1 protein-coding gene and 1 pseudogene are annotated in these 660 nt (G+C 65.5%); both read left to right on the forward strand.

Going from position 1 to position 660, the window contains the following annotated elements:
- Positions 1 to 267, forward strand: a pseudogene (locus tag DVK07_RS20430) (UDP-sulfoquinovose synthase); the annotation flags it as partial.
- 75 nt (positions 268 to 342) lie between these two features.
- Positions 343 to 660: NAD(P)-dependent oxidoreductase (locus DVK07_RS20435; protein ID WP_121598581.1), on the forward strand; the 318-nt coding region annotated here is incomplete at its 3' end.

Genomic DNA, 660 nt, shown 5'->3' on the forward strand with positions numbered 1-660 from the left:
GAGATCGCGAACACCATCGCCGACGTCGGCACCGACCACGGGCTCGACGTCGACGTGGAGCACTTCGAGAACCCACGTGACGAGGACGAGACCCACGAGATGGAGATCGAACACGGCCGCTACGACGAGCTCATCGGCGAGCAGGCGCAGGACTTCGAGGCCGGCATCCGGGACGTGTTCGCGACGCTCACCGACCGCGCCGACGTGATCGAAGCCCACGAGGACCGCTTCCTGCCGGGCGTCCTCGAGGACCGCCTCGACGACTGAACGCGATCGATCTCGACGGCCCCAACGACTCACGTATCGAATGGTTTACACCCGGCCTCACCCCTTGACCCCAGTATGCGCCTGCTCGTGACCGGCGGCTGTGGCTACATCGGAAGCGCACTCCTGCCACAATTAGTGGACGACGACCGTGTCGAGCACGTCACCGTCCTTGACAGTCTCGCCGCCGGCACGCCGCGAAACCTCATGGGCCTCGATCTCGGGACAACGGACCAGCTCGCGTTCCACCGTGGCGATGTTCGCGAGTATGGCGACGTCGAAAAGGCGATGCGGGATGTCGACACGGTCATCCATCTCGCCGCCATCACGGGCGCCGACAGCACCCACGAGCGCCGCGAGGAGACGTTTGCGGTCAACTCCGACGGCACCGAGAAC

This window comes from Halorubrum sp. Atlit-26R (assembly GCF_003666015.1).
GTDB lineage: Archaea > Halobacteriota > Halobacteria > Halobacteriales > Haloferacaceae > Halorubrum.